At 57.1% G+C, this 22,872-nt stretch carries 19 protein-coding genes and 1 tRNA gene; 10 read left to right on the forward strand and 10 right to left on the reverse strand.

Annotated elements, in window-relative coordinates; all coding sequences use genetic code 11:
- Positions 1-72: 72 nt before the first annotated feature.
- Both ACWPM9_RS12245 and ACWPM9_RS12250 read left to right on the forward strand, forming a co-directional pair.
- On the forward strand, positions 73-2,061 hold the full coding sequence (locus tag ACWPM9_RS12245; RefSeq protein ID WP_484755344.1) for a bifunctional 2',3'-cyclic-nucleotide 2'-phosphodiesterase/3'-nucleotidase: 1,989 nt from the start codon (positions 73-75) through the stop codon (positions 2,059-2,061).
- 157 nt (positions 2,062-2,218) lie between these two features.
- Positions 2,219-3,214, forward strand: coding sequence for a hypothetical protein (locus tag ACWPM9_RS12250; protein ID WP_484755345.1), 996 nt, complete (start codon positions 2,219-2,221; stop codon positions 3,212-3,214).
- Between the two features lie 25 nt (positions 3,215-3,239).
- Here the strand turns inward: ACWPM9_RS12250 and ACWPM9_RS12255 are convergent, their stop codons facing one another.
- Together ACWPM9_RS12255 and ACWPM9_RS12260 are read right to left on the reverse strand one after the other, a co-directional pair.
- On the reverse strand, positions 3,240-4,124 hold the full coding sequence (locus ACWPM9_RS12255) for a hypothetical protein (protein WP_484755346.1): 885 nt from the start codon (positions 4,122-4,124) through the stop codon (positions 3,240-3,242).
- A 188-nt stretch (positions 4,125-4,312) separates the two neighbouring features.
- Positions 4,313-5,323: a LysR family transcriptional regulator gene (locus ACWPM9_RS12260; RefSeq protein WP_484755347.1), complete on the reverse strand. Its 1,011-nt coding sequence runs from the start codon at positions 5,321-5,323 to the stop codon at positions 4,313-4,315.
- Between the two features lie 130 nt (positions 5,324-5,453).
- On the opposite strand from ACWPM9_RS12260, the gene ACWPM9_RS12265 reads away from it, so the two are divergent.
- Positions 5,454-6,071: an FMN-dependent NADH-azoreductase gene (locus ACWPM9_RS12265; RefSeq protein WP_428189160.1), complete on the forward strand. Its 618-nt coding sequence runs from the start codon at positions 5,454-5,456 to the stop codon at positions 6,069-6,071.
- Positions 6,072-6,187: 116 nt separating this feature from the next.
- On the opposite strand, the gene amt is transcribed toward ACWPM9_RS12265, so the two are convergent.
- The 3 genes from amt to ilvA form a co-directional block, all read right to left on the reverse strand.
- Positions 6,188-9,310 (reverse strand): ammonium transporter, encoded by a 3,123-nt coding sequence (amt, locus tag ACWPM9_RS12270; protein ID WP_484755348.1) that lies wholly within the window; start codon positions 9,308-9,310, stop codon positions 6,188-6,190.
- Positions 9,311-9,538: 228 nt separating this feature from the next.
- Positions 9,539-9,862, reverse strand: a complete 324-nt coding sequence (locus ACWPM9_RS12275) for an HlyU family transcriptional regulator (protein WP_428189158.1) — start codon at positions 9,860-9,862, stop codon at positions 9,539-9,541.
- Between the two features lie 87 nt (positions 9,863-9,949).
- Entirely contained in the window at positions 9,950-11,197 is a 1,248-nt protein-coding gene (gene ilvA / locus ACWPM9_RS12280) for a threonine ammonia-lyase (protein WP_484755349.1), read from the reverse strand.
- Positions 11,198-11,300: 103 nt separating this feature from the next.
- Between ilvA and ACWPM9_RS12285 the strand changes: the two genes are divergently transcribed.
- A complete protein-coding gene (locus ACWPM9_RS12285) occupies positions 11,301-12,755 on the forward strand; it encodes a TrkH family potassium uptake protein (RefSeq protein ID WP_428189196.1) in 1,455 nt (484 codons plus the stop codon).
- 56 nt (positions 12,756-12,811) lie between these two features.
- On the forward strand, positions 12,812-13,429 hold the full coding sequence (locus ACWPM9_RS12290) for a hypothetical protein (RefSeq protein ID WP_484755350.1): 618 nt from the start codon (positions 12,812-12,814) through the stop codon (positions 13,427-13,429).
- A gap of 56 nt (positions 13,430-13,485) precedes the next feature.
- On the opposite strand, the gene ACWPM9_RS12295 is transcribed toward ACWPM9_RS12290, so the two are convergent.
- The 3 genes from ACWPM9_RS12295 to wrbA form a co-directional block, all read right to left on the reverse strand.
- Positions 13,486-13,570 (reverse strand) — tRNA-Leu (locus tag ACWPM9_RS12295).
- Positions 13,571-13,677: 107 nt separating this feature from the next.
- Positions 13,678-13,938: a PilZ domain-containing protein gene (locus ACWPM9_RS12300; protein WP_428189155.1), complete on the reverse strand. Its 261-nt coding sequence runs from the start codon at positions 13,936-13,938 to the stop codon at positions 13,678-13,680.
- A gap of 164 nt (positions 13,939-14,102) precedes the next feature.
- Positions 14,103-14,699, reverse strand: coding sequence for an NAD(P)H:quinone oxidoreductase (gene wrbA / locus ACWPM9_RS12305; RefSeq protein WP_428189154.1), 597 nt, complete (start codon positions 14,697-14,699; stop codon positions 14,103-14,105).
- Between the two features lie 240 nt (positions 14,700-14,939).
- Here wrbA and ACWPM9_RS12310 point away from each other — a divergent pair, with 240 nt between their 5' ends.
- The 5 genes from ACWPM9_RS12310 to ACWPM9_RS12330 all read left to right on the forward strand — a co-directional run bounded on the left by ACWPM9_RS12310 (position 14,940) and on the right by ACWPM9_RS12330 (position 20,205).
- Positions 14,940-15,722, forward strand: a complete 783-nt coding sequence (locus tag ACWPM9_RS12310) for a competence/damage-inducible protein A (protein ID WP_484755351.1) — start codon at positions 14,940-14,942, stop codon at positions 15,720-15,722.
- Positions 15,723-15,830: 108 nt separating this feature from the next.
- The gene (locus ACWPM9_RS12315; protein WP_428189152.1) at positions 15,831-16,673 is read left to right on the forward strand and encodes a universal stress protein; all 843 of its coding nucleotides are present in this window, start codon (positions 15,831-15,833) and stop codon (positions 16,671-16,673) included.
- A gap of 213 nt (positions 16,674-16,886) precedes the next feature.
- The gene (gene gpt, locus ACWPM9_RS12320; protein ID WP_428189151.1) at positions 16,887-17,384 is read left to right on the forward strand and encodes a xanthine phosphoribosyltransferase; all 498 of its coding nucleotides are present in this window, start codon (positions 16,887-16,889) and stop codon (positions 17,382-17,384) included.
- 289 nt (positions 17,385-17,673) lie between these two features.
- Complete coding sequence (locus ACWPM9_RS12325) at positions 17,674-19,560, forward strand: methyl-accepting chemotaxis protein (protein WP_484755352.1); 1,887 nt, start codon at positions 17,674-17,676, stop codon at positions 19,558-19,560.
- A gap of 63 nt (positions 19,561-19,623) precedes the next feature.
- Positions 19,624-20,205, forward strand: a complete 582-nt coding sequence (locus tag ACWPM9_RS12330) for a hypothetical protein (RefSeq protein WP_484755353.1) — start codon at positions 19,624-19,626, stop codon at positions 20,203-20,205.
- Positions 20,206-20,347: 142 nt separating this feature from the next.
- Here the strand turns inward: ACWPM9_RS12330 and ACWPM9_RS12335 are convergent, their stop codons facing one another.
- On the reverse strand, positions 20,348-20,725 hold the full coding sequence (locus ACWPM9_RS12335) for a response regulator (protein ID WP_428189148.1): 378 nt from the start codon (positions 20,723-20,725) through the stop codon (positions 20,348-20,350).
- Between the two features lie 35 nt (positions 20,726-20,760).
- Complete coding sequence (locus ACWPM9_RS12340; protein ID WP_484755354.1) at positions 20,761-22,809, reverse strand: HWE histidine kinase domain-containing protein; 2,049 nt, start codon at positions 22,807-22,809, stop codon at positions 20,761-20,763.
- Between the last annotated feature and the right edge of the window lie 63 nt (positions 22,810-22,872).

Here is a 22,872-nt window from a genome sequence, read left to right on the forward strand (position 1 = left end):
TTTTTCGATGCACTCCTGAGCGATCGAATTTAAACTCCCTGCCCTATGCGGGAGTTCGCCAAGGAGCACGTCATGACACCTCTGTCCGATCTACATCCCATCACGCGCCGTTCACTGCTTGGCGGCCTTGCTGCATCGAGCGCGCTCATCGTGCTTCATCCCTTCTCGGCCCGTGCAGCCTCCAATCAAGCCCATCTGCGGCTGATGGAAACAACGGACATCCACGTCAATGTGATGCCGTATGACTACTATGCCGACAAACCCAATGACACGATGGGTCTGGCACGCACCGCATCGATTATCGATTCGATCCGCGCCGAGGCCGCCAACTCGATGCTGATCGACAATGGGGACCTTTTGCAGGGCAATCCCATGGGCGACTACATGGCCTACAAAAAGGGAATGAAAGCCGGCGACCTGCATCCGGTGATCAAGGCCATGAACGTGCTGGGATATGATTGCGGTACACTTGGCAATCACGAGTTCAATTACGGCCTCGACTTCATGTTCAATACGTTGAACGGGGCGAACTTTCCGCTGGTCTGTGCCAATCTGACCAAGGGGGAACTGGCCGCAGACCCGAAACAGGACGACCTGTTCTTCAAACCCTATGTGATCCTGGAAAAGGCGATCAAGGATGGTGCCGGGAATGAAAGCCCGCTGAAGATCGGTTTCATCGGCTTCGTGCCGCCGCAGATCATGCTTTGGGATGCCAAGAACCTGGAAGGTCGAGCACAAACGCGGGACATCATCCAGTCGGCCAAGGCCTGGGTCCCGGCCATGAAGGAAGATGGGGCGGATATCGTCATTGCGCTGTCCCATTCCGGTATTGATGGCCATGGTCAGGAAGACCGCATGGAAAACGCCTCTCTCTATCTGGCGGGCGTCGAGGGAATCGACGCGATCTTCACCGGCCACCAGCATCTCGTGTTCCCCGGCCCGAAGGATTTTGCCGATGTACCGGGGGCGGATGCCGTTCGTGGCACACTGCTCGGCAAGCCTGCCGTCATGGCCGGCTTCTGGGGATCGCATATGGGGCTGATCGACCTGCTGATCGAGAAGGATGGCGGCAGCTGGAAAATCGTCGACTTCACCTGCGAGGCACGCCCGATCTACCACCGCACCGAGGATCGCAAGGTGATCGCCGAAGTCGCAGACAAGCCGGAGGTAGTGGCAGCGGTCGCTGCTGAGCACCAGGCGACGCTTGACTATGTGCGCACGCCTGTCGGCAAGACATCGGCACCGCTCTATTCCTATTTCGCGCTGGTTGCCGACGACCCTTCGGTGCAAATCGTGTCGAATGCACAGACCTGGTATATCCGCGATATGCTGAAGGAAACCGAATACAAAGACTATGCAATCCTGTCAGCAGCTGCCCCGTTCAAGGCCGGCGGGCGCGGTGGTCCGGATTATTATACAGACGTCGCCGCTGGCGATATCGCGATTAAAAACGTCGCAGACCTCTATCTTTATCCCAATACCGTGCAGGCCGTGCTGATCAGCGGTGAACAGGTCAAGAACTGGCTGGAAATGTCCGCGGGCATGTTCAATCAGGTTGAACCCGGCACCAAGGACGCAAGCCTGATCAATCCGGGCTTTCCCTCCTATAACTTCGATGTGATCGATGGCGTGACCTACAAGATCGACCTGTCGAAGCCGCCGAAATATGATGCCGACGGCAAAGTCATCAATCCGGAGTCGAGCCGCATCGTCAACTTGCAGTTCAGCGGACATGCCATTGATCCCGCCCAGAAATTCGTGGTTGTGACCAACAACTATCGTGCCGGAGGCGGCGGAAAATTCCCCGAAATCGCCAGCGACAAGGTTATCTTCGTCGGGCCGGACACCAATCGCGACGTCATCGTGCGCTACATCGTCGACCAGGGAACCATCAACCCGTCGGCAGATGCCAACTGGTCCTTTGCCCCCATGGACGGAACGACCGCCATTTTCGAAACCGGCCCGAAGGCCCGTGATTATCTGAAGGCTGTCAAAGGTGCGACCATCGAGGATGCCGGCGATGGCGTCGATGGTTTCGCACAATTCCGCATCATCCTTTGAAAAGCGCGAAGGGCTGGCCTGCAATCTTCAGATGTCCAGCCTTGCAGGTCTTCAGCCTCATATCGTTCAACGGCATTTGTTGATTGCGTCAGGTCGTCCCTACCCGCTAATCCATCTTGGATATCTCCTAACGCCATTGACCGAGACCCATGCAGTCATGAACGAGAGAAAAATGAGCAAGGTGGATTACCGCAGACGCGAATTTCCCGATCACGTTCACCTGCCTTTTGACGCGCCTGAAAAGAAGGGAAAGGCTGTCTTTTCCACTTTTGGCGCACACCGCCCCCGATATCGCACGTCGGCACTTCGTCTTGCAGATGAAGCGGCTCGTTCCGGTTGGTTCGACATGGTCTACTTACAGACAGATATCAATTTAAAGACCGACCACAGCATTCCGGACGGTGTCGAGCTGATGCCGACCGAATGGTCAGACGAAGACTCACGGTTCATCAGCGAAAACCCGCGTGGTTTTGGATACTGGCTTTGGAAACCTTTGCTGATCAAGCAACTGCTCTCCAACTTGGATGATGGAACACTGCTCGTCTATGCGGATGGCGGCTGCGAACTGTCGCAACAGGGTGGTCGGCGTATGCTCGACTATTTTGAAATGGCATCGACATCAGGCGGGCTGTTTTTCTCGCTGCCGTTCATTGAGGCGTGCTATTCCAAGCGCGAGCTTTTGCATCGTCTCCAAGCGACGGCAGAGGAAGCCGCAACAGCGCAAATACAAGGTACGATTCTGGTATTGCGAAACGGTGCAGACGCTCGTGGTTTCGTGGATCGCTGGATCGAGCTTTGCCGCGAGGACAAGTATTCACTTCTCACGGACGCGCTGGATCCAACTTTACAGTCTTCCGAGTTTCGTACCCATCGACACGATCAGGCAATCCTGTCGATCATGGTTAAGCGAAGCGAATTTGCGGTCATCCCTTGGGAAGACAATTACGACAAGCCACTCTATCGGATTCTAAACAGCTGGATATATCTGTTCCCGATCCACGCTAGACGGGCGCAACGCAGACGTCTTTTGTGGCTGATCAGTGGATTTTCGGGCTATGATGGCTGCATTGCCGCCGCACGCGACTCCTTTCCATTCCGTTTCCAGAGAGCTTTTTTCGAATTGTTAAGCCTGCGGTTCCTGAAATCACGTTGAATCGTTCAGACCGAACGATTTGAATTCATGTCGGTAGATGACGGGACAATGCGCGCTGGAATGTCTGCGCAGAAAAACCACCTTTGCTGCCAATGCCCACCCAGCCGGGAGCCGGCGGTCTGACGAAATGATCATAGAAGACCATTCCATCCGAATAGAGAGCTGCGTCGTAGCTGAATGTGCTCTTGGCGGTCATCAGAACATCAGCCTTTTTCATTTCTGCAAACGTCTCAAGCGCCCCCTTATCGAGGTGCAGGCGCATGCCACGTTCGGAAAAGGCTTTGAACTCCGAAGCATCGCCATTGCTGTAAATATCTATATCGCACTCAAATCCAGCCGCCTTCAGCGCTTCGTTTGCTGCAACGACAGTGGAATAGATCCGGTCGGCGCTAACATAGCGCTCACTGGTCATATCCAGTGACACATCGCCCCTGCGCACGTGTACAGCCATGGTCAGGCGCGGCGAGACAAATTTCCTTGCAGGAGCGTTACCGCCGGTAATTTCGAGAAGGCGCTCCGGATACCGGTCGCAGTACTCGTACATATGGGTGAACTCGATCATATGCGGGGCGGACCACAAATCTTTGCGAAAGACGTAGTCGCGGAAGTCAATCAGCGGCAGATCAACGTCTTCCCGAAACCGCAATTGAGCACCGAGATTGAAAGCGGCCTCGCAGCGCTGGCGCCATTGCTGAGGATCACCTTCCCCGTGCGCTATTGAACCGAAGGGGGTATGAACATATTCAATGCCAAGATCACGCGCGGCGGCCTGAATTGTTAGCCTGGAAAGCACTTGGGAACCGACACCGTCCTTGCGCGCTATTGCCGTAAATACAGTATCCGGATGGATGCGTCCCGACCGAACACCGTTGATGATGCGCGCACAGAAATGTTTCTTGTCGCGTTTCACCGGCAGGCGCAGGGCTCGCTTGAGTTCCACCCAGGCGTATCGTCCGAGATATTTCAAACGGTGCTTGTCCATCATATTCACTTCGCCGATGCCCTATAGTTTTCAATGGTCGCGCGTATCATAGCCGAGCTCGAAAATCAGGAATAAATTGACAGCATTTTGTAATTTCCCGGAACAGAGAACCAATCTCATTCACCGGCTTGAGCACTCGGAAGGAGGCTCGGGGGTCGATCCTGTGACGATCTGGGATCACCGACACGCCCCGATTGGTCGACACTGGCCAGTGCCTCATCGATGCTGCCGGGGCATTTGCCCAACGACCCGGCTATTTCGCTGACGATCCAGCGGCCGGCAGGTCCGGGAGGCTTTGCGGTCTGCCACTCCGCCACAACTGGATAATCTGCGGCATCGTAGGGCTCCACGTCCAGGCGAACGAGGCGGCCTTCCATGAGATCCTGATGGACGAGGCTGAATGGCATACCGCCCCAGCCCAGACCTGCCAGCATCAATTGCCGTTTGGTGCCCATGTCACTGACGCGCCACGTGCGCTGGGAGAGAACATTGTAGCTCTTTCCTTCTGCCGGCTTCGTCGTGTCGGCTACGACAATCTGCACCTCGTCGCGAAGGTCGGTTTCATAGATCGTGCGATCGAGTTTCGCCAGTGGATGATCAGGCGCGGCGACCGGCGACATGAAGGACAATCCAACGCGGCGGGTTTCTATGCCGGGACGGGCCTCCCAGGATGAGCCGCCGATGCCGATGTCCGCACCGCCCTGTTCCACCATGCTGTTGACGAGGAATGGAGCGCCGACGGTGAGCCTGAGCAGAATGGTCGGAAACTGTTTCTGGAACCGCGCCAGGACGGCGATCAGCAGCGAGTCGGGCACCATGACACTGACGGCCAGCTTCAGTTCGCCTTCCAGGCCTTCGGTCAACGCCTTGCTGCGCGCCCGAAGCCCGTCCAGATCGGCCATCATGCGGCGCGCGTCTTCCAAGATTGCCCTGCCGGAATCCGTGAGGATTGGCGCGCGGTTCTGGCGGTCGAACAGAACAAGCTGCAGCTGCGCTTCGAGGTTTGCGATCGTGTAGCTCACCACAGACTGGGCGCGATTGAGCTGTCGTGCAGCCGCCGAAAAACTGCCTGTGTCGGCGACAGCGAGAAACACCTGCAACTGGTCAAGAGTGGGATTCGGAAGCACGATCCATCCATTTCATCGATTGAATTCATCCATATTATCACAGTTTTATTGATGAGCAGACTGCATTATTTAACCGCTATCGCCGCTCTCCTCCCGGTGCGGCACAGAAACTCAACATGATAGGTGTCCCATGACTTCCATCCTCCACGTTAGCGGCAGCACGAACGGCGAATCATCGCTTTCGAACCGCGTTGCTCAGCAGCTTATCGAAAACATTGCCAAGAAAACGCCAGGCGCCAAAATCGTCGAGCGAGACCTTCATGGCAATCCCCTGCCCCATATCGGCAGCGACTTCTCGACCGCCATCCGCCTGGCACCCGATGAGCGCAGCGAAGCGCAGGCCAAGGCCATTGCAGCATCGGACGTCATCGTCGACGAATTGCTGGCTGCCGACACAATTGTCCTGTCCACCGGTTTCGTCAACTTCGGCATCACCTCGACCCTGAAGTCGTGGATCGACCATGCTGCCCGCGCTGGCCGCACATTCCAGTACACCGCGAATGGCCCTGAAGGCCTGGTGAAGGGCAAAAAGGCCTATATCGTTGTTGCCTCCGGCGGCGTTTACTCCTCCGGTCCGGCCGCTGCCGTTGACTTCGCAGAACCTTACCTGCGCGCTGTGCTTGGCTTCCTCGGCATCACCGATGTCGAAACGATCCGCGTCGAAGGTGTCGCATACGGTCCGGAAGCTGCTGAAAAGGCAATTGCTGAAGCTGAAAGCCGCGCAAAGCAGCTCGCTGAAGCAGCCTGATTGCCGAGCCGGTCGCCCGATCATGTCGCGGCGACCGGAACCTATCTTTGCTGAAGCGAACCTGGCTTTATCCAGCTTTCGGTGTTTTCGATCCGACTGTTCAGCAAGGCGGCGCGTTACGTGGGGGCTTCGATCGGCGAGCGGCCCCTTCTTGATGCTGGACGGGGTACTGACCGCAATTGCGCAGCGATGTCGTCTGCAATCCGCGTGACGGCAATCGCCTCAGGTCTCCCCAGCAAAAACCCTTGTAGTTCGTCACACCCGGAGCGCGCCAGGAACATCGCCTGTTCGATGGTTTCGACCCCTTCTGCCACAACCTTCATTCCAAGGCCTGCGCCAAGATCGATGATCGATTTGACGATCGCGCTTGCGTTGTCCTCAACTCCGAGATTGGCGACAAAGCTGCGGTCGATCTTGATAGCGTCGAACGGATATCGGTTGAGATAGCTCAGCGAAGAATAGCCGGTCCCGAAATCATCCAGCGCAATCGTGAAGCCGGCTTCCTTCACCTTGGTCAACAACTGCAGCGCACGAACATCGTCATCCATCAAGACGCTCTCTGTGATCTCGAGTTCGATGCGGCCAGGATCGACGCCAGTGCTCTCGACGATACTGAATAATTGCGTCAGGAAATCGGGATGGCGCACCTGGATCGGGCTGACGTTGATCGACAGCCGGCCAAAGGGCAGATCCTCTTTCAAGATCCGGCATGCTTGTGCAATCACCCATTCGCCCAATGGTACAATCTTTCCGGATACTTCGGCGACCGGGACAAAATCGATCGGGCTGACATAACCACGCTCCGGATGGCGCCAGCGCAAAAGTGCCTCGTGGGACGAGATTTCCCCTGTCGCTGCACAGATGCGGGGCTGCAGCAGAAGTTCGAACTGCTGCTTGGTCAGCCCGGCCTCGATATCGACTTCCAGGGCACGTCGCTTTTCAAGCAAGGCATTCATGCCCTGTTTGTAGATCCGCCAGGTGTTACGACCCGAGTTCTTGGCATGGTAGAGCGCCATGTCCGCGCGACCGATCAAGTCTTCTGCAGTGCTGGCGTGCTCGGGGCAAAGCGCTGCGCCGACGCTGACACCGCATTTGGCACTTTCGGAGTTGCCGAGGTCATAGGGCTCGCGGAAGGCCTCGACGAGACGGCGACCGAAGTCCTCGAGTTGAGCACCGAAAGCGGCATTCGAGAGGATGATGGCAAATTCGTCTCCACCCAGACGGGCGGCAAAGTCTTGCGGGCCGATGAGGTGAGAAAGGCGACGAGCCGCCTCTCTTATCACTTCGTCGCCGGCTGGATGGCCATAGAGGTCATTGACGTCCTTGAAGTGATCAAGATCGATCAACACGACCGCACAGCTTGCACCTTGTGAGGAGCGCAAAACACTCTGGTTCAGGCGTTCCGTGAACAGAGCCCGGTTTGGCAGCGCCGTCAGTGTATCATGCAGGGCCAGAAAGCGGATGCGCCGTTCAGCTTCCTTATGTTCGCGCAAATCGACCAGGCAACCGATATGCATGGACTGACCCCGGTACGTAATGGCCCGCCCACGCGCCTTGACGGGGATGACATCCCCATCGGCACGGACGATATTGATCTCCCGATTGAACTCGCCGTTGGCATCGACTTCCTCGATCAAGGAAGCGTGATCCTGATCGAGGAGAAACTCCGATATGCGGCGACCCTTGAGTTCGGCCAGAGGCAAGCCGACCAATTCCGAGAAATGTTCATTTCCGTCAACGATTTCGCTGCCATTATGCATGACGATCGCTTCAAACGTCGCATTGGCAAGTGTAGCCACACGCTCGTTCTCTTCGGTATTGCGCCTGACGGTCTGCAACTCATCGCGGGCCCGCTCTTCTTCCTCGACCTTATCCATGAGGCGGTTGAAGAGACCGGTCAGCTTTTCCGCTTCATCGCCGGCCACCTGGGGGAGCCGGTGCCTCAGATCGGCGGTGCCGCGGACCAGGTCATTCAATGCGTCTTCCACGTGACCGACGCCCAGCCGGCTGCCATGTTCGGCAACGTTCAGTCCCATCTCTTCGTCGGGGGCGGACACGCGCACCCTGGTTGTTCTGGCCATGATCCAGAAGAAGGCCAAGCCGAGCAGGAACGACCAATAGAAATTGATGCCGACGCCGATGGACTGAATATAGAGCTGTTCAAGCCTGCCTCCGGTCGGCAAACGGTCTGCCGGCGCGATCAACGCCAATCCGAGTGTGCCGACGACGCCTGCAAATGCGTGGACACCGATCGCGCCCACGGCATCGTCCAGCTTCATCCAGCGTTCCAGGAGTTCATTGCCGAATATAGCGACCGTTGCCCCCACCGAACCCAGAATGAGAGCTCCGCCCGGTTCTACGACGTGACACCCGGCCGTTATTGCCACCAGTCCCCCGAGCATGCCAGACATCGATTTCTCCGGAAAAATCAGACCATCCCGATAGTAACCGATGGTATACCCCACGCAGGCGCCTATCCCCCCTGCCAGGACCGTATTTAGAACAATCGGCGCGATGTCCGCCGAGGCCTGAACCGTCGATCCCCCGTTGAAACCGATCCAGCCGATGAAGAGCAACAGAGCGCCGGTGGTCGAAAGGACCGGGCTGTGGCCGGCGATACGAACTGGCCGTCCATTTTCATCGAATCGTCCGAGCCTCGGTCCAAGCACAAGGCATGCCGCAAGCGACACCCATCCGCCGGTGGAATGCACAACGGTGGAGCCGGCAAAATCGACAAAGCCGAGATTTGCCAGAAAGGCCCCTTCGCTCGGAGCCAGCGCATTGCCCCAGGCCCAATGGACGAAAAAGGGATAAATGAGGCCGCTCAACACCAGTGAGCCGAGAACATAGGCCGAGAGTTTCATGCGCTCGGCAACAGCGCCGGACACGATTGTCGCCGCGGTTCCACAGAACATCACCTGAAAGACGAAGAAGCCACTTTCCCATGGGGTTAAATGACGCAAAAAGAAGTAATTCTCGCTGATGCCGAATGGCAGTGCACCATCGGACGTTCCAAAGGCAATCATGAAGCCTATCGCAGCAAAGGCGACGACGCCAAAGACGAAATCCAGCAGGTTCTTCTGAGCGACGTTGATCGAATTCTTGGAGCGCACCATCCCCGCTTCGAGCAACAGGAAACCGACCTGCATCATCATGACCAATCCGGCTGCTACGATCAGCCAGACAAGGTCGAGATTGGCGGAAATTTCAGCAAGAGACGTGTCGCTTGCCAGCGCCATCGATGGGCTCAGGCATGTAGCGACACTGAAAAACAACCGAACGTATCGGCTCGAAAAACAGAAGTTTGACAACGACACCGCAATATCCAATCGAACAATAGCGGTATCAAAGCGACAATCATTTAAAATTGAGTGATTATTTCAAAGCTCATTGAGCAAGTGCAACAGGTTGTTCGCACCTGCACAGGTCCGAAGGGCAAGTTTTGATCGACGACAGAGCGATCAGGCTTACACCAGGCGAGACTTTTCACCATCGGAGAACAGCGATGCGCCGTTCTGATCGACGATCTGCCGCGCCTTGCGGAAAGAGCAATCGAGCGCATCGTCCATCGATGAGAAGACATCGGCGCGAATGAATTTACGCTCGAGCATATCGTCGCCCACCTGCTTGACGATGCGACCGCCGAGACGAAACTGATTGCCTTCGCGGATCGGCTCCGCATAGATCGTCAGGCCGTTATAAACCTCAGGTTCTGCGGCCGCAGCCGCCTGCGGTTTTTCGGAAGAACCGCCGAAGAAGGCGGAGATGATACGTGAAAAAATCGAAGTCATGGTGATTAACTAGCATATCCTGTTTGCCGGAAGAAGTCCCGGCTACCGCAATGTCGGCATGGTGAACGGCATAATCTCGCATGCCGCTCAGATGATCAGATTGGCGAGAATCTCGTTCTCTGTGATATCCTCAAAGCCGAGGCCTGCCGCCTCAAAGCGCGCAAGAAGCTCGGGAAAGCTTGACCGGTCCCGCGTTTCGATACCGATCAGGATCGAGCCGAAATTGCGCGCAGACTTTTTCAGGTATTCGAAGCGTGCGATATCATCATCCGGGCCCAGAAGATTGAGGAAATCGCGAAGGGCACCCGGCCGCTGCGGCAGCCGCAGGATGAAGTATTTCTTCAGGCCTGCATAGCGCATGGCCCGCTCCTTGACGTCAGGAAGACGCTCGAAGTCGAAATTGCCGCCTGAGACGACGCAGACAACCGCCTTGTCCCTGAGCGCTTGCGGATCGAGCTGATCAAGGGTTGCGATTGACAGTGCACCCGCCGGCTCCAGCACGACGCCCTCGACATTGAGCATCTCGATCATCGTCTGGCAGATCGCGTTTTCCGGCAAAAGCATAACCTGGTCTGCGGCAAAATGCTTCAAGGCGGCGAAATTCAAGTCGCCGATCCGCGCAACCGCTGCGCCATCGACGAAATTATCGACCTTGGGCAGCGTCACGATCTCGCCCGTTGCGATGCTGGTCTTGAGGCTGGGGGCACCGCACGGCTCCGCAAACAGAAACGCCTTATCGTCCAGCACATCACGGAAATAGCCGGTCACGCCTGCCGACAGGCCGCCGCCTCCGACCGGCAGCACCACCAGATCCGGCACGACGCCTTCCGGCAATTGCTCTGCAATCTCTGCGGCAACGGTTGCCTGTCCCTCAATGATATCGGCATGATCGAAAGGTGGGACCATGTAGCCGTCATTGGCTTCGACATAATCGCGAGCAGCGGCATAGCACTGGTCGAAGATATCACCGATCAGGCGAATGGTGATGAACTCGCCGCCGAACATACGTGTCTTGTCGATCTTCTGCTGCGGCGTGGTGACCGGCATGAAAACCACACCCGGCACGCTGAAATGCTTGCAGACAAAGGCAAAGCCCTGCGCATGATTGCCGGCAGATGCGCAGACGAAGGTCTTGCCGGAGCCGCCCGAGGCGATGACCTTGCGGAAAAAGTTGAAGGCGCCGCGAATCTTGTAGGAGCGTACCGGCGTCAGATCCTCGCGCTTGAGATAGATCTGCGCACCGTATTTCGCGCTCAGGTGCTCGTTCAGCTGAAGCGGGGTCGCAGCGAAGAGCTCCCGCATTGCTACCGATGCTTTTTCCACGTCCGTTTTCATATCGTGCGGGTCCATTGAGTTTTATCGCGGGCCCCGCTATGGCATAAGCATCAGGCGGAGACCAAGACATTTCCGTATGAATCGCAATCGGGATGCATCTTCCTTGAACGCCAGCCAGTTTCGCTCCGTCATCTACATCGCCTCGCTTTGCGGTCTTTATCTGTCGACGGCGATGATGATTCCCGCCATGGTCGACCTTTACTATGGCAATTCGGACTGGCAGATCTTTGCCTTGTCCGCCTTCATGGTCGGCGGCCTGTCGCTGATGACCGCCATGGCAACGCGCGGTGCGCCACCCGTCTTCTCCAAACGGCTTGGGTTCCTGCTGGTCAATGTGCTGTGGGCGACGTTCTCCCTGGTCGGTGCCATTCCGCTTTTGTTTGCCGGCAATGAGCTGACATTCGCCCAGGCGCTGTTTGAATCCATATCCGCTATCACCACGACCGGATCGACTGTGCTGACCGGTCTCGATCACCTGCCTCCCGGCCTGTTGATGTGGCGGTCGCTGTTGCAGTGGCTGGGCGGTATCGGGATCGTGGCGCTCGGCCTGTTCGTGCTGCCCTTCCTGCGCGTCGGCGGCATGTCCTTCTTCAAGATGGAATCCTCCGATACCAGCGACAAGCCGTTTGCGCGCCTTGCAAGCTTCACCCGCGCCTTCATCGCCATCTATCTTGGCATTACGCTTTTGTGCGCCATTTTGTACGACGTCGCCGGCATGAGCCATTTCGACGCCATCAACCACGCCTTCACCACCGTTGCCACCGGCGGCTTCTCCACCCATGACGCCTCGTTCGGCTATTTCCGCAATTCGACGCTTTTGTGGATCTCGACGATCTTCATGACGATCTGCAGCCTGCCGTTTTCGATCCTGATCGTGTTTATCGTGCGCGGCAGGCTGGATGCTTTGCGCGACCCGCAGATCGTGGTCTTCATCGGCTATCTGATCGCATTCTCGCTGGTGACTGCGCTCTATCACCATCTGGCGAATGACATCAATTTCGGAACGGCGCTGACCCACTCCTTCTTCACCTTCTCGTCGATCCTGTCGACCACCGGTTACGCCAGCCAGGACTATACACTCTGGGGTCCGTTCGTCATCCTGGCGGCCTTTTTTGCCACCTTCATGGGGGGCTGCTCGGGTTCCACTGCCGGCGGCATCAAAGCCTATCGCTTCGTCATTATTGCCAACATCATCAATACCGGCATGAAGAAACTGCTTTATCCCAATGCCGTCTATTCCGTTCGCTACGGAAAGCTGACGGTGGATCCGGAGACGCAGCGCACCGTGTTCCTGTTCTTTGCAGCCTTCATGATGCTGTGGGCCGTCGGCAGTCTTGCCATGGGCGCACTCGGCTACGATCTGGAATCATCGACCTCTTCCGTGATCACGGCCCTTGCCAATGTCGGCCCCGGCATCGGTCCGGTTGTCGGCCCTGCCGGCAATTTTTCGACCATGGGCGATGCGGCACTTTATCTGTTGTCTCTGCTGATGTTGATGGGCCGCCTCGAAGTCCTTTCCGTGCTCGTTCTGCTGATGCCGATGTTCTGGAAGACTTGACTGTCGCTGCTATTGTTTCATTCTTTAGCAAAACGGCGCATTCGGGGGGAGACAAGATGAGACAAACGGCAAAGCACAGCCTGTGCGCATTTTCTCGAGGTGCAGCCTTGGCTCTTGCCGGCCTGATCGCCGGAGTGTCGCCGGCTGAGCCACTGCAGGCAGGCCCACTCGCAGATGCCGCAGCCAAGGCCGAGGAAAAATCAGCGTCCGGCGACAGCAAGGCTGCCTTCGACATCATGCGCGAGGCCTTCGGCGATTTCTCCGAATCGCTTCCCTTCACTGTGAGCCTTGCGACATTCGTCTCGGAAAAGCCTCCGGCCTACGGTGCCTATTCTGCGCGTTCGAGCGCAATCTTCAAGCGTGGGGAACCGATCGTCACCTATCTGGAATTGATCGGCCTGACCTGGAACGAGGTTGGCAAGGAAAAACAGCAGGCCAATTTCACCGTAGACCTGCAACTGGCCGACTCGAAGGGCGATACGCTTGCCGAGCAAAAAGGCTTTGGAAATTTCACCTTCACCGGTCACGTGCGCAATCAGGAGATCTTCACCCATCTCACGCTTGACGTCTCAGGTGCTGCGGCAGGGGACTACGTGCTCAGATATATCGTCAACGACGTCTATGGCGGCCATGCGGCACCGGTGGAACTGCCGTTTACGATTGCTACGCAGTAAGGGAATAGCTGATTCATGCATCAGCGCCTGGCTACAAAGATTGACTGAAATCTTGCTGGTGCGGACGACGGGAATCGAACCCGTAAGGATTGCTCCGAGGGATTTTAAGTCCCTTGCGTCTACCAGTTTCGCCACGTCCGCTCTGCCCCTGTTTCGGATAGTTGACGCGACGCGTCAAGGTCGTTTTCCGTTCATGGTGGACTTGTTTTGAGGCAGTCGGCTTTCAGCAGGAGCGACGCCCTGCGCTCTCAGGCGGGCGAGTCCTCGAACAGAACGCCAAGCTCTGTCTCCGAGCGCCAGCGCACCTTGCAGGGATGGGCATCACCGCTGTCCAATTGCAGCTCGAACTGGTTTGGCACACCCAGCGTTGACGGCATCACCAGTTTCGCGCCTCTGCCGGCGAGGTTGCGAACAACACAGTCAAAGGTGGAGTATTTTCCGGGAAGCACGACATGTCCGCCCTTCAGGACACGAAATCTGTTTTCTGCGCGGCGCTCTTCATCCATCATTTCACCTGCCTTACCAGGACATCACTGTTGCCGGTATAATAAGCATGCCTCCTAAACTGAGACTGAAGAATTTCATTCTATTTTGAGAGATCTTGTGCCGCGACCATGAAAAGAGGCGCGGAGCAGGCCCCGCGCCTCGTCATACAATCAAAGATCCAGCCCGATCAGGCCAGTTTTGCGGCAATCTTGGCCACATGGGCACCCTGGTAACGTGCGCCTTCCAGTTCGATGTCGCTCGGCATGCGGGAACCGTCGCCGTCCGTGATCGTGGAAGCACCGTAAGGGGAGCCGCCCTTGACCTGCTCAACGCCCATCTGGCCCTGGAAGGCATAGGGAAGACCGACAACGACCATGCCATGATGCATCAGCGTGGGGATGAAGCCGAGGATCGTGGATTCCTGACCGCCGTGCTGGGTTGCGGTGGATGTGAATACCGAGCCGACCTTGCCGACGAGCTTGCCCTGAGCCCAATGCGCCCCTGTCTGATCCCAGAAGTTACGCATCTGGGAGGCCATGGTGCCGTAGCGTGTGCCGGCGCCCACAATGATGGCGTCATACTGATCAAGTTCCAGCGGCTCTGCAATCGGGGCGGGCTGATCCATCTTGAAGCCGGAGGACTTGGCCACTTCCGGGGGAACCAGTTCGGGAACGCGCTTGACCGTGACTTCGGCTCCAGCTGACTTCGCGCCTTCGGCAACTGCGTTCGCCATGATTTCGACGTGTCCGTAAGACGAATAGTAAAGTACCAGTACCTTGGTCATAATGGTCTCCTTGTTGATGTTGTCATCGACAACGGTATGAGTGCATTCGATCTAGCATTTTCGCGTGCCGGTGTAAGGGCTGCAAAAGGTGACGGACTGTTCATCAAGGTCGCTTTCTATGCGCACCTGTCGATCCGCCAACAGTTCTCGCCCTCCCGGTCACGATGCTCCGCAGGCGGTTTGCATTGGCGCGATGCGGTGCATAAATAGGGGAACGATCAAGCTGAGGAAATGTTCTGCATGAGTATGGCCAACACCTTCACCGCGGGAATGCTCGCCATTGGCGACGAACTGCTTTCAGGCCGAACCAAGGATAAGAATATCGGGCGGCTGGCAGAGATGCTGGTGCTGGCTGGCATCGACCTCAAGGAAGTGCGGATCGTCAGCGACGAGCAGGATGCAATCGTCGAGGCGCTGAATGCGCTGCGCGCCCGCTATACCTACGTCTTCACATCCGGCGGCATTGGCCCGACCCATGACGATATCACGGCGGATGCGGTCTCGGCGGCCTTTGGCGTTGCCTGTATTCATGACCCAGACGCGATGACATTGCTGGCGCAAATGTATGCCCGTCGCGGCATGGAGTTTTCCGAGGCCCGCAAACGTATGGCACGGATGCCCGAAGGGTCACGTCATATCGCCAATCCGGTTTCGACGGCACCGGGTTTCATCATCGGCAATGTCCATGTGATGGCCGGCGTACCCTCGGTTTTCGAAGCCATGCTCGACAATGTCATCCCGACATTGGAAGGTGGTGCGAAGCTTCTGTCCGTGACTGTGCCCTGCCCGTTTGGCGAAGGCGATATCGGCACACCTCTGGCGGCCGTGCAGAAAAATCATCCGGCAACCAGTATCGGCTCCTATCCCCAGTTCGACGGGGTCAAATTCTCCACCGAACTGGTGATCCGCGGACGCGAGATGATTGCCATCGATGCGGCCAAGGCAGACGTTGAAGACATGATTACCTCCATTGCGATGGACAAGGAGCAAAAGGCCCAGGAAATCGGCGGTCAAGTGGCCTGAAATTCGGAACATTCCGCCACACCTTTCAATTGACAGAGGTCAAGGCGACACGCCGCAATCGGTTGTCTAACATCGCATGTGGCGCAATGGTCGCAAAGGGAGAGCAAGATGGGTTACAAGACAATTCTATCTGTATTGGACAATCCGAAAAATGCCGCGCAGGTGACCGAGTTCTCGATCGCACTGGCCGAACAGTTCGGCGCGCATGTGGTCGGGCTTCACTCAGAAGCGATTGCCGCCATCCCGCTTGTGGCACCGATGGAGATCCCGGATCCCTCAACCGTCCAGGCGCTGCAGGAAATGGCCCAGGAAGAGACGCAGACGATCGAAAAGATCTTCTCCGAGCGCGCGAAACGCAATGGAACGGCTTATGAATGGCGCAGTTTTGTCGCCTCTGCAGGTTTAAGCTCCAGTTCCCTGATCCAAAGCGCGCGGACGGCCGATCTGGTGGTCGCTGCACAGGGCGAGAACGGCAGTCCGACGGATAACCGCGCAGATCTCGAGAACTTTCTGTTCGAAAGCGGTCGGCCCATGCTTCTCATCCCTTACGTGCTGAAACAGCCAAAGCCGATCCGCAAGGTGATGGTGGCCTGGAACGGCTCGCGCGAAGCCACGCGTGCCACCTATGATGCCCTGCCCTTTCTCAAGGCTGCAGACAGCGTGGAAGTCTATTGCGTGAGCCCTGGCGACAAGGGCGGTACAGAGCGCTTCGTACCGGGTGCGGCGATTGCAACCACGCTTGCGCGACATGGTGTCAATGTGACGGTGGAGACGGAGGAAGGCGACGATATGAAAGCATCCGTCGCCATACAGAACCGTCTGGCCGATAGCGGGATCGATCTGCTGATCATGGGGGCCTATACGCATCAGCGCTGGTGGGAGATGCTGTTTGGCGGCGTAACACGGACGCTGCTCGACTCCATGACCGCCATGACGCTTCTGTCGCGCTGAATTCCATCGGTCGCCGCTCTTGCCCAAGGGCGGCGATTGCCGCTATTAGCGAAAGCAAAGGACATCTGCCCGGATCGTGGGACGAGAAACACGTTCTCTTCGTGGCTTTTTCTGACGATCAATCTGCACATTTCTGCAGACGAACGGCTGGCTGTCCCAAGCAGGGCCGGATGATCCGGTCACGATCCAATAGCAGCCGAGCGGAGTTCGTCGATGTCCCTACCTGAAAAAGCCTTCCCCGTTTCCTGGGATCAGTTCCACCGGGACGCGCGCGCGCTCGCATGGCGCCTTGCCGGCACCGGCCAAGAATTCCGCGGGATCGTCTGCATCACCCGCGGCGGACTGGTTCCGGCGGCGATCATCTCGCGGGAGCTGAACATCCGGCTCATCGAAACCGTGTGTATTGCCTCCTATCATGACTATCTCAATCAGGGCGAGATGACCGTGCTTAAGGGCATCACCGCCGATCTTCTGACAGACGAAGGCGCTGGCGTTCTGGTCGTGGACGACCTGACGGATACCGGCAAGACTGCCGCAGAGGTTCGTGCCATGCTGCCCAAGGCGCATTTTGCCTGCGTCTATGCAAAGCCCAAGGGCGTGCCCCTGATCGATACCTTCGTCACCGAAGTTTCTCAGGACACGTGGATCTACTTCCCCTGGGATATGGGCTTCACCTACCAGGAGCCGATCGCCAAGGGTGCGAAGGGCTAATCTCAGCACACATAATATGTTTCAAAAGGCGCTTCATCGAGGCGCCTTTTTTGTTTTCAGATCCGGTGCATAGCGTAATTCGCCTGCCCAAAACCTCACCGCGGTTGATCTTGCATCATAAGATGTATGCGTATTTTCATATTTATTAATTCATTGTGTTCGATATTTCTTATATTATCATCGCGAGTCGTGAGATGAACAGGCATGACGCCTGTAAATCCTGTGCGGGAATGAGACTTCCTCTCCGCGACGCGCATAGCATCCGGATACGCAGAGGTCACACGCCGTCATGATGAACTATGTCCGAAACCTCCCACTGACCATGAAGCTTGCGACGATCATCGTCGCGATAAACCTGATCGGCATTGTTGGCCTGGCCTTCTACACATGGTCGAGCGAAAGCAAATTCATGGTCGAACTGGCTGAGAAAGGCTGGCTTCAGAATGCGGATCAGTTCGGTTCCATCGCCGCCGGCGGTGTCAAATGGGGCAAGGTCGATGCCATTCGCGAAGCCTATGCGCTGCACCGCGACGATCCGAAGCTGAACCTGGAACAATTCTACGCCTTTAACGCAAAAGGCGAGATGGTCGACAGCTGGACACGGGAAGGACTGAGTGACCTGCCGCCACTGGACAGTCTTAAGTCGCTCGCCGGAGCAGAGCCTGCAGAGGCCAAGGTCAGCGAGGCAAATCTGTCGGATGGATATGTGGATATCGTATCGCCTCTGCCCGTCAGCAAGAACGGGGCGCAGAGTGGCTTTCTCATCACCACATGGTCGGCGAAAGCACAGCTGGCAAGCGCCAAGCACAAGGCGTTGATCACACTGGGTGCGCAGCTGGCCGTGATCACCGCATCGATCCTCGCTTTCCTCATGGCCATGCGCCATTTCGTCGGGCATCCGCTTAAGACGTTGAGCAATCGCATCAGCGCCCTCCACCAGGGCGATTTCGAAACACCTGTCGTCTATCAGCAGAACGGCGACGAGATCGGCTTCCTGGCGCGCGCCCTGGAAGTTTTCCGCAATGAGGCGATCAGCAAGCAGGAACAGAGCAAGCGTAGCGAAGAGCAGCGTCTGGCACTGGATGAGGAGCGTCAGCGCAGCGGCGAACAGGCGCAATCGGCGGCCAAGGTCCAAAGTGAGGTGATGGCTGCCCTCGCCTCCTCGCTGGAGCGTTTGGCCAAGGGTGATTTCACCGCCTATATCAAGGGCCTTCCGCCTGAGTTTGCCAAGCTGAGCGGCGACTTCAACGCCATGGTCGATGCCGTGGCCGAGGCGATCACCGAAATCAAGCAGGTCTCCATCTCGGTGCAAAGCGGTTCCGGCGAACTGGCCAGTTCGGCCGACCAGCTGGCAAAGCGGACCGAGCAGCAGGCAGCTGCCCTCGAACAGACGGCCGCAGCGATCAACGAGGTCACCGGCACCGTCGCCAACTCCTCCTCCAATGCCCAGAATGCCAGCCAGCTCGTCGGTGAGACAAAGCAGGGCGCAGAAAGCTCCGCACAAATCGTCCGCGAAGCCATCGGGGCGATGGACCGCATCCAGCAGTCGTCTGCGAAAATCGGCACCATCATTTCCGTGATCGACGAGATTGCGTTTCAGACCAACCTTCTGGCGCTCAACGCCGGCGTGGAAGCCGCACGCGCAGGAGAAGCCGGCAAGGGATTTGCCGTGGTTGCGCAGGAAGTGCGCGAACTGGCGCAGCGCTCCGCCAATGCAGCCAAGGAAATCAAGACGTTGATCAGTGCGTCCGGCGCCGAAGTGTCAACCGGCGTCAATCTGGTCAATTCCGCTGGCGATGCCTTGCTGACCATTGGTGACCAGGTCAGCAAGATCAATGAGAGCATCCTGCAGATTGTCGCGTCCTATCAGGAACAGTCTTCGGGCCTGAAGGAAATCAATACCGCCATCAACCAGATGGATCAGGCCACTCAGCAGAATGCGGCCATGGTGGAAGAAACCAATGCCGCCTGCCACGATCTTCTGTCGCAAAGCAAGCAACTACAATCCGCATCGGGACGCTTCAACGTCAAGGGCACGGGCCTTTCCAACGCCGCCTCGACCACGCCCCAAGCAGCAGTCTCACCCAAGCCACCAGCAGGCCGCGCGGCCGTGCACGCAGCGCCGGTTGCCCGCGGCAACACCGCACTCGCCCAGAATACTTGGGAGGAATTCTGATCAGTGCGCCACTCACAAAAGCCATACCATCATCAACCACCAGGGATTAAGAGAGGAAGTGTCATGAAGAAGAGTTTTGCAGTGCTGCTATTGGCAGCGACAAGCCTGGTCACCGCAATCGGGCTCGCCCATGCAGACGACGCCCATGTGGCACCAGTGACCGAATATGTTCAGGCGAATATCGTACCGTGGCTGAATGACCCTGTCATCATTGATGCGATCAAGGCACAAAATGCCGAGCATGCGGGTCTGAGCGAAGGCGATATCGACGCTTTGGACAAAACCTGGCGCGCCGGCGTTGACGGCGGCGACACTAGCCTGATCGACAAGGTTCTCGCAAATCCCGTGTCCGAGTTTCTGCGTGCAAAGCAGGCCGAATCAGACGGCGCCATCGCCGAAGTCTTCGTGATGGACGACAAGGGCCTCAATGTCGGACAAAGCGATATCACCTCGGATTACTGGCAGGGCGACGAGGCGAAATTCCAAAAATCCTTCGGTGCCGGCAAGGATGTGATTTTCGTGGACGAAATCGAAAAGGACGAATCGAGCCAGACGCTTCAGTCCCAGGCATCTGTCACAATCAGCGACGAAGCCGGAACCCCAATTGGTGCCGTTACCGTCGGGATCAATCTCGACGCTCTTTGAGCGCATTGTGGCCGTGCTTTACGGTGCGGCCACAACTTTCTCGTTTCGACTTGATCGCAGCCAAGGCATGCCACACGGCACCTGAAACCGCTTGCGCGCATGGCCCGTGAGGCATCTCAGCCAAATTTCACCGGAAACGTATTCAGTCTGACACCATACCCTTCAGGGCCTCTGATATCTTTTCTTCGTCATAGGGCTTGGAGAAGAAGCAGCCTCGGTCTGGCAACTCTTCAGCACAGAGAACGTGACGTCCGGATGCGATGATTATATGGATGGATGGCCAGTTCTCGTTCAGCCATTTGGCCAGTTCCAACCCATCCATTGAGCCTGGCATGTCGATATCGGTGAAAACGATGTCTATGTCCGAACTTTCGATAATTCTGACCGCTTCATCGGCATCGGCAGCTTCGAGTGCAGAAAAGCCGGCACTTTCCACCAGATCGACAGCCGACATGCGGATCAGCGGCTCATCTTCGACGACAAGGACGTTGATGTTGGCGCTTCCCTTGATAAGGGTCATGAGCCGAGTGCTTTCTGCCCGCTAGCCTGCGCGCTTTAAGTGCCGGTTTCCTGGATCAATGTCATCGGTGCCTTGAATAAGGCAACCAGTCCCGTCGAGTCGTAACGTTTGTCTGCGTGCCCCGTTCCCGCCAAACCCATTCTTATGAGACGCGATCCAAAACCCTTTTTTTCCGGCTCAGACACGGGCGGTCCGCCTGATTCCTGCCAGGACAGGCAAAAGACAGGCACATCGTCCTCCTGTTCGACAGACCATTGCATGGATACCTTGCCTGCCTCATTCGAAAGAGCGCCGTATTTGAGCGCATTCGTTGCAAGTTCATGCAGCAAAAGAGACATCGACAACCCGGCCTTCGGACCAAGCGAGAGGTCCGGACCCTCGATCTGCAACCGCGAGGCATCAGCGTGAAGCGCCATGACCTTTTCAATCACGTCTCGGATCTTCGCTGTCGACCAACTTTGCTGGAGGAGGACATCGTGCGCCGTACTTAGGGCCTGCAAACGACCGGAAAAGGCCGCAACGGCATCCCTCTCGGTGACATCTCGCAAGGTCTGACCCGCGATTGCCTGAACCATTGCCAGCGTATTCTTCAGCCGATGGCTCAGTTCCTGATTGAGAATCTTCTGTTCTTCCTCGGCCTGTATCTTGGCAAGGGCCGCATAGGTGCGGTCGGCAACGCCCCAGGCAAAATCCTGTTCATTCTTCGTCCACGTGCGCGGCCTGTCGTCATGAACGAAAAGCACACCGACGAGCAGCTTGCCCTTGAGGATCGGTACCTTCATCAAGGATCGCGCACCGATCTCCCGATAGTGGTCTACGTCGCCGCCCAGCCAGGCCATGGCGGGCACATTGGAGACCGTCAACGTGTTGCCCGCCACCAGCCGGTCAATCGTGACCGGGAAGTCCTCGGCAAGATTTCGTCCGACAATGGAAATAGCGTCCGGCTTCGTGCAATCAAATTCCACCACGAAAGCGCCAGATGACTGGTCGACAGCGCAATATCCTGCGCGGGCCGTCTCAAGTCCCTTGGCCAGAATATCCGCCGAGGCGCGCACAACCTCTGCCACGGTATCGGCATCTCGAAGCTGATCGCCAAGGCGAAGCAAGGCCGCTGTCTTTTCAACATTCAACTTGGCGTCGGTCGTGTCGAACACCGCGCCGACCATGCGGGTGATCTCACCCTTCTCGTTATGGACGAAGCGCGCGCGGCGGGACACCCATCGAAGTTTTCCGTCACTGGCCCGTTTTATGCGATAATCCACGTCGAGATCAGCCGTTCCATCACGCCTTCTTGCTGCGTCTGAGCGCAATTTGCGGTCATCTTCGACGACCACGGCCTCAATTGCGGCAGCGTGGTAGCTCTTTTCTATCGGAACACCAAAAATCCGGCAGAACTCGTCCGAGACGTGCAACATATTCGTCTGGATATCGAGTTCGAAGGTCCCGACACGCCCGGCCGCCTGCGCGCTTCTCGAGCGCTCCTCTTCCAACCGCAATTGCTCACTGATGGTTTCGCTCGATTTAGCCCTCGCCAGGCGCATCTCACTCAGGCGGCGCTGCGCTTCCGCCTCATGCGCCTTTTCCTTTAATGCCTTGCGGAGCTCCAGTTGCACCATCACCTGACGCGCCAGAACACGCAAAGTCTGCTGCTGAACCTCGTTCAATTCGCGTGGCTCGTAATCGAGAACACAGACCGTGCCGATCGGCAGGTCGTCTGATGTTTTGAGAATGGCGCCCGCGTAGAAGCGCAGGTGGGGATCGCCCGTGACAAGTGGATTACAGTTGAAGCGACGATCGACGGTCGCATCTGGAACCATCAGGAATTCGTCTTCCAGAATGGCTTTGGCACAAAAGGAACTCTCAAAGGGCGTCTCACGCACACCCAGACCGACTTCCGCCTTGAAGAACTGCCTGTTGGCCCCCACCAGATTGACCACGGCAATCGGGGTTCCGCAAATGCCGGACGCAAGTGCGGCAATGTCGTCGAAGTCCTTCTCACGGGGGGTGTCGAGGACATCATAACCGGCAAGTGCTTCCAGTCGGCGGCTCTCACGATTGCCGCCGTCAACCTCAACAATGCTCACTCACCAAAGTCCTTCGCTCATGACACCCAGCGCCTGATCGCGCAGTTTGCATCATCTATAACA

This window comes from Agrobacterium sp. H141 (assembly GCF_057158725.1).

Excerpts from the sequence above, each read along its gene's own strand:
- ACWPM9_RS12245 (WP_484755344.1), top strand. The coding sequence starts at position 73 with ATGACACCTCTGTCCGATCTACATCCCATCACGCGCCGTTCACTGCTT.
- ACWPM9_RS12250 (WP_484755345.1), top strand. The coding sequence starts at position 2,219 with ATGAACGAGAGAAAAATGAGCAAGGTGGATTACCGCAGACGCGAATTT.
- ACWPM9_RS12265 (WP_428189160.1), top strand. The coding sequence starts at position 5,454 with ATGACTTCCATCCTCCACGTTAGCGGCAGCACGAACGGCGAATCATCG.
- amt (WP_484755348.1), bottom strand. The coding sequence starts at position 9,310 with ATGGCGCTGGCAAGCGACACGTCTCTTGCTGAAATTTCCGCCAATCTC.
- ACWPM9_RS12275 (WP_428189158.1), bottom strand. The coding sequence starts at position 9,862 with ATGACTTCGATTTTTTCACGTATCATCTCCGCCTTCTTCGGCGGTTCT.
- ilvA (WP_484755349.1), bottom strand. The coding sequence starts at position 11,197 with ATGAAAACGGACGTGGAAAAAGCATCGGTAGCAATGCGGGAGCTCTTC.
- ACWPM9_RS12290 (WP_484755350.1), top strand. The coding sequence starts at position 12,812 with ATGAGACAAACGGCAAAGCACAGCCTGTGCGCATTTTCTCGAGGTGCA.
- ACWPM9_RS12300 (WP_428189155.1), bottom strand. The coding sequence starts at position 13,938 with ATGATGGATGAAGAGCGCCGCGCAGAAAACAGATTTCGTGTCCTGAAG.
- wrbA (WP_428189154.1), bottom strand. The coding sequence starts at position 14,699 with ATGACCAAGGTACTGGTACTTTACTATTCGTCTTACGGACACGTCGAA.
- ACWPM9_RS12310 (WP_484755351.1), top strand. The coding sequence starts at position 14,940 with ATGAGTATGGCCAACACCTTCACCGCGGGAATGCTCGCCATTGGCGAC.
- ACWPM9_RS12315 (WP_428189152.1), top strand. The coding sequence starts at position 15,831 with ATGGGTTACAAGACAATTCTATCTGTATTGGACAATCCGAAAAATGCC.
- gpt (WP_428189151.1), top strand. The coding sequence starts at position 16,887 with ATGTCCCTACCTGAAAAAGCCTTCCCCGTTTCCTGGGATCAGTTCCAC.
- ACWPM9_RS12325 (WP_484755352.1), top strand. The coding sequence starts at position 17,674 with ATGATGAACTATGTCCGAAACCTCCCACTGACCATGAAGCTTGCGACG.
- ACWPM9_RS12330 (WP_484755353.1), top strand. The coding sequence starts at position 19,624 with ATGAAGAAGAGTTTTGCAGTGCTGCTATTGGCAGCGACAAGCCTGGTC.
- ACWPM9_RS12335 (WP_428189148.1), bottom strand. The coding sequence starts at position 20,725 with ATGACCCTTATCAAGGGAAGCGCCAACATCAACGTCCTTGTCGTCGAA.